The organism is Inquilinus limosus MP06 (assembly GCF_000767795.1).
Lineage (GTDB): Bacteria > Pseudomonadota > Alphaproteobacteria > DSM-16000 > Inquilinaceae > Inquilinus > Inquilinus limosus_E.
Map to the genome: position 1 here is coordinate 1 of NZ_JANX01000505.1, position 4,724 is coordinate 4,724.

Here is a 4,724-nt window from a genome sequence, read left to right on the forward strand (position 1 = left end):
GCCCCTCCGGGTCGACGCCCGCCAGCGGCCGGTCGGCGGTGCGGCTGCCGTCCTTCAGCACGGTGGCGTGGTCGCAGAGGTCCAGCACCTCGTTCAGCCGGTGCGAGATGTAGAGGATGGCGACGCCCTCGTCGCGCAGCCGCCGCACCAGCCGGGCCAGGGTCTGCGCCTCATGCGCCGACAGCGAGGAGGTCGGCTCGTCCAGGATCAGCACCCGCGGCTTGCGGTAGAGGGCCTTGGCGATCTCGACCATCTGCCGGCGGCCCAGCGCCAGGGCGTCGACCGGCAGGTCCAGCGGCTCGTCCAGCCCGACCAGGTCGCAGGCCGCCCGCGCCCGCGCCGCCAGCGCGCGGTAGTCGATCAGCCCCAGCCGGCGCGGATAGGCGCCGAGGCCGATATTCTCGGCGATCGACAGATGCGGCGCCAGGCTCAGCTCCTGCTGCACCACGGCGATGCCGGCGCGCTGGGCCTCGCGCGGGGTCAGGTGGCCGGCGCCGCGGCCGTCGACCGTCAGCGACCCGCCATCCGGCCGCAGCGCCCCGGACAGGATGTTGATCAGCGTCGACTTGCCGGCCCCGTTCTCGCCCAGCAGGGCATGGACCCGGCCGGGATGGAGATCGATCGAGACGCCGCGCAGCACCGGGTTGCCGAAGAAGGCCTTGGACACCCCCTCGGCACTGAGGATGGGCGACGCCGTCACGGCGCCGCCCCCGCCATTGAGGCCATGCTCACTTCGCCGCCAGCAGCTTGTCGAACAGCGCCGTGTCGTATTCCGAGAAGATGTAGCCGTCGGCCGGGAACTGGTCGGCCCGCGCCAGATAGCCGTCGATGCTGCTGTCGTCGATCACCGGCAGCGGCACCTTGACGAAGGCCGGCACGTCCTTGCCCGACAGCGCCTGCACCGCGGTGTAGACGGCCAGCGCGCCCAGCCAGTTCGGCTGCATCGTCGCCCAGCCCTTCATGTCGTGCTGCTTCCACAGCTCGAGGAACTGGCGGTAGTTCTCGCCGGTGGTCGGCACGAAGTCGCGGCCCTGCCGGTCCATCGCCAGGATCGCGCCGGCCGACAGCGCGCCGCCCAGCGACAGGATGCCGTCGATCTCCGGATTGGCGAACAGCAGGCTGGTCACCGCCTCCTGCGCCGGGGCGACGTTGTAGTCGGTGTTGGTCTCGGCCAGCACCTCGACGCCCGGATTGGCCTGCAGCACCGGCGTCGCGCCCTTGCGCCGGTCGTCGCTGACCGAGATGCCGGCCGGGCCGTTCAGGACGATGATCCTGCCCTTGCCGCCGATCTGCTTCACCAGCCACTCGGCGGCCTGGCGGCCCCAGTCGGCCGAATCGGTGTTGATCTTGGCCGTCACCTTGTCGGTCTGCACCAGGCTGTCGAAGTTGATGACCGCGATGCCCTTGCCGCAGGCGTCGGCGATCACCCGGTCCAGCGCCGTGGCCGACCCGGCGATCAGGATGATCGCGTCGACATCGGCGTCGATCATCGACTGGACCTGCTGGATCTGGGTGTTGGCGTTGCCCTGGGCGTCGGTGATCACCAGCTTGTCGACCAGCCCCTTGGCCTTCAGCTCATCGACCTCCTTGCTGATCGTGCCCTCGGTCTGCTTCATCCAGGTGGGGACGGAGTAGATGTTGGCCCAGCCGATGGTGAAGGGCGGCTTGCGGTCGCCCTTGATGCAGCCGGCGGCGGCCTCGGCCGCGCCGGTGGCGGCCGCCAGGGCCGCGATCGCGAATGCGGCGCAGCAGGCGGCGCGTGCCGCCGAGATCCTCGTCATCATCCCTCTCCCTGTCTGACCCGGCCCTGCCTGACCCGGACGGCCCGGTGTGTTGTCGGTTTGCTCGGGGCGAGGCCATCGGCATCGTCCCCGCGCCAAGGAGAAGCGGGACGCCCTGAGTCTGTCAAGACAACGTTGTCATCGGAAATGCGAGAGAGATGCCCCTTGCCGTTCCGGCCGGGGGTGTCCATCACCTTGGGGCCACATCCGAGAGACAGGACCATGCCCGCCCCAACCTTGCCCACCAACGACCGCGACGACGAGCTGCGCTACGCCATGAACCAGCTGGAGGCCTGGCTGGCGCGCTGGGGCGCCGGCCAGGCCCCGAACGGGCTGCAGCTGGCCGCGATCAAGCGGGCGGTGGGCGAGCTGCACATCGACGAGGGCGAGACCCATGCCGATGCCGAGCCCTCGGCGCATGAGGAGATCGCAGACCTGCTGGCGGCGGCGGACCCGGAGCATGCGCCCCTGGTCGAGGGCGGCGGCGACCCGGCCGCGGTAGACTACACCCTGCCGGAATTCGAGCGCGACATGGAGCTGCTGCGCCCGAAATACGAGTATCTCAGCTGGCTCGGCGGCCGCCCGGTCGGGCACGCGTAGAGTCGATCCGGCGCAATGTGGTTGGATGCGGATAGGAAGGGCTCGCCTGTCGGCGGCCCCTTTCCTACCGTCTATTTGGACGATCGCTCGTGGTCGGCGACATAGGCGGCGAGCGCGGCGTTCATCCGCGTCTGATAGCCTGGCCCCTGATCCTTGAAGTAGTCCAAGACGTGCTTGTCCACCCGGATCGTGATCGAGACCTTCGGTTCCGGAAGGGATCGGGACGCTCCCTCGATCCAGTCCTTGTCGAGCCGGCGCACACGCCCTTCATCCTCGATCTGGTGTGCGTCGATCTCTGCTTCCGTCGTCGCTTCGACCCGGGCCCAGTCCGTCCTACGACGGCCCTTCTCGGGCAATGCGGTCACGGTACAACTCCTTCTCATGTTTCCGAGCCTGCCGGGCGGTGATGATCCGCCGGACACCTGGCTCATCGGTGTACATCCACACGACGACGAGAACGTGCCCTTCGATCGCTCCGATGGTCAGATAGCGATCCTCGCCCTTTTGCGGCGAGGGGGAAGTTAGTGTCACTCGTCCCTCAATCAACTCGGGAAGATCCTCGAACGCGATTCCGCGATCTTCCCAGATCTTGTCAGCCTTCCTTTGATCCCATGTGTAACGATACCCGCGCACGTTCGGTTCTCCTGGTTCTCATTTGATGAATCATCCAAGAGTTTTTCACGGGTCCGTCTCCGATTGTTCATGCCCGGGTTGAATATTCCGGCAAGATGCCTGTCTGGACGGGGCACGGTATCGTCCAATCGTCCCACCGGCAAAAGGAATGTATGTACATACAATCTCGAAGTCAAGGATGCACGTCAAGGAACGGGTTGCACGCCGGAAATTCGATGGCAGCGCACAATCGGGTCAGCGAAGCAGCCCGAAAGCCGCCCTCACCTCCGCCGGCCGCCCATCCGGGGCGGCCGGCCAAGCCCGGGCATGTGCGCTGTCGCCGCAATGCCGCCGCCCGGCAGGCGGTCAGTAGTCCCAGAACACCGGCACCCAGCGGAAGCCGTCGCCGGCGGCAGCCACCCGGCCGACCGACGGGAACGGCAGATGGGTGGCCACCAGCAGCTCGCCGGTCCCGGCCAGCTCCCGCAGCAGGCGGGTGCGGACACGGGCCGATTCCTCGGGGTCGTGCTCGAAGCCGTTGTACCAGTCGGGGTGCTCGAACCCGACCGCGAAGACGAGGTCCCCGGCGAAGGTCAGCCGGTCGCCGCCCGACGCCACGCGGACCACGCTGTGCCCGGGGGTGTGGCCGCCGGTGCGCCGGGCCACCACGCCCGGCGCGACCTCATGCTCCTCCTCGAAGGTGTGGAGCTGGCCGCGATACAGCTCCACGAACCGCTTGGCGGCCGACCGCAGCGCGTCCGGGAAGCCCGGCGGCATCGAGACATGGGAGAAGTCGGGCGCCTCCCAGAACTTGACCTCGGCGGCCGACACATGGATGCGCAGGTCCGGGCGCAGCCGGTCCTTCACCCCGTCGACCAGCAGCCCGCCGACATGGTCCATGTGCATATGGGTCAGCACCAGGTCGGTCACGGAGCCGAGGTCGATGCCGGCGGCCTCCAGCCGCTTGACCAGCTGCCCGGCCCGCGGCAGGTGCAGGTCCGGGTCGAAGCCAAGCCCGGCATCGACCAGGATGGTCTGGTCGCCGCTGCGCACCACGACCGCGTTCAGCGCCCAGTCGAACGCGTCGGGCGGCAGGAACATGTCCTTCAGCCAGGCCGCCCGGGTAGCGGGGTCGACGTTGTGGGCCAGCATCGCGGTCGGCAGCGGCAGCACGCCATCGCTGACCACCAGCACGTCGATCTCGCCGATCCGCAGCGCGTAGCGCGACGGAACCAACTCTTCGGGCCCCTGTCGGACGGGGTGTGAGATGCTGTCCGGGCTCATCTTCGTCTCCTGCTGATCGCCTTGCATTCGGCACCGGCGACGCTACGGGGAGGCGTGTTTCCGGTCGATTGGGTCGAGGGAGAGGGCAGGCCATACCGGGGGATAGGTCCCGCCATTCCGGGTGCGGGGTGCCGGGTGCCGGATGACGGTGCCCGCGCCTTGGCGGCGGGCGGCGGCGACCTCCACCTTGCGGTTTCGCTGTCCTGGCCAGCCAGTTTCCCGTTCCCTTCGATAAGGCCCTCGACGTCTGCACAGGTGCGGATCTCGCCTCGGGAGCCCGATGCGATGACCGCGTCCTGCCCCTGGCGGTCCGCCGGACCGGGTCGTGTTAACGCAATGATCATTGCGCTCACCCCTGCATTTCGTTCATGATACGTTCCATGAAGGAGATGCCGGCCGAGTTCGATGTCGAGGCCTATGGCCGCGGCTGCGCGCTGCAGCAATGCG

General features: G+C 68.4%; 6 protein-coding genes. 1 reads left to right on the forward strand and 5 read right to left on the reverse strand.

The genetic code is table 11. The annotated features are described in order from the left end of the window. Together P409_RS27050 and P409_RS27055 are read right to left on the reverse strand one after the other, a co-directional pair. Positions 1–700 (reverse strand): ATP-binding cassette domain-containing protein (locus tag P409_RS27050; protein ID WP_034845713.1); only part of this gene is annotated, 700 nt, incomplete at its 3' end. Between the two features lie 28 nt (positions 701–728). Then, positions 729–1,781 carry an ABC transporter substrate-binding protein gene (locus P409_RS27055; protein WP_202964825.1) on the reverse strand — a complete coding sequence of 351 codons (1,053 nt, stop codon included), beginning with the start codon at positions 1,779–1,781 and terminating at the stop codon, positions 729–731. A 222-nt stretch (positions 1,782–2,003) separates the two neighbouring features. On the opposite strand from P409_RS27055, the gene P409_RS27060 reads away from it, so the two are divergent. Then, the gene (locus P409_RS27060) at positions 2,004–2,381 is read left to right on the forward strand and encodes a hypothetical protein (protein ID WP_152613562.1); all 378 of its coding nucleotides are present in this window, start codon (positions 2,004–2,006) and stop codon (positions 2,379–2,381) included. A 71-nt stretch (positions 2,382–2,452) separates the two neighbouring features. Here the strand turns inward: P409_RS27060 and P409_RS37370 are convergent, their stop codons facing one another. From P409_RS37370 to P409_RS27070, 3 genes are all read right to left on the reverse strand, one after another. Then, positions 2,453–2,746: a BrnA antitoxin family protein gene (locus tag P409_RS37370; protein WP_238578787.1), complete on the reverse strand. Its 294-nt coding sequence runs from the start codon at positions 2,744–2,746 to the stop codon at positions 2,453–2,455. Continuing rightward, positions 2,715–3,014: a BrnT family toxin gene (locus tag P409_RS37375; RefSeq protein ID WP_081991818.1), complete on the reverse strand. Its 300-nt coding sequence runs from the start codon at positions 3,012–3,014 to the stop codon at positions 2,715–2,717. Before P409_RS37375 ends, P409_RS37370 begins: the two co-directional genes overlap by 32 nt. 345 nt (positions 3,015–3,359) lie before the next feature. After that, positions 3,360–4,277 carry an MBL fold metallo-hydrolase gene (locus P409_RS27070; RefSeq protein ID WP_052121451.1) on the reverse strand — a complete coding sequence of 306 codons (918 nt, stop codon included), beginning with the start codon at positions 4,275–4,277 and terminating at the stop codon, positions 3,360–3,362. Positions 4,278–4,724 lie beyond the last annotated feature (447 nt).

What these genes read in the sequence shown, in the direction of transcription:
- P409_RS27055 (WP_202964825.1), bottom strand. Translation starts at nt 1,781, where the DNA reads ATGACGAGGATCTCGGCGGCACGCGCCGCCTGCTGCGCCGCATTCGCG.
- P409_RS27060 (WP_152613562.1), top strand. Translation starts at nt 2,004, where the DNA reads ATGCCCGCCCCAACCTTGCCCACCAACGACCGCGACGACGAGCTGCGC.
- P409_RS27070 (WP_052121451.1), bottom strand. Translation starts at nt 4,277, where the DNA reads ATGAGCCCGGACAGCATCTCACACCCCGTCCGACAGGGGCCCGAAGAG.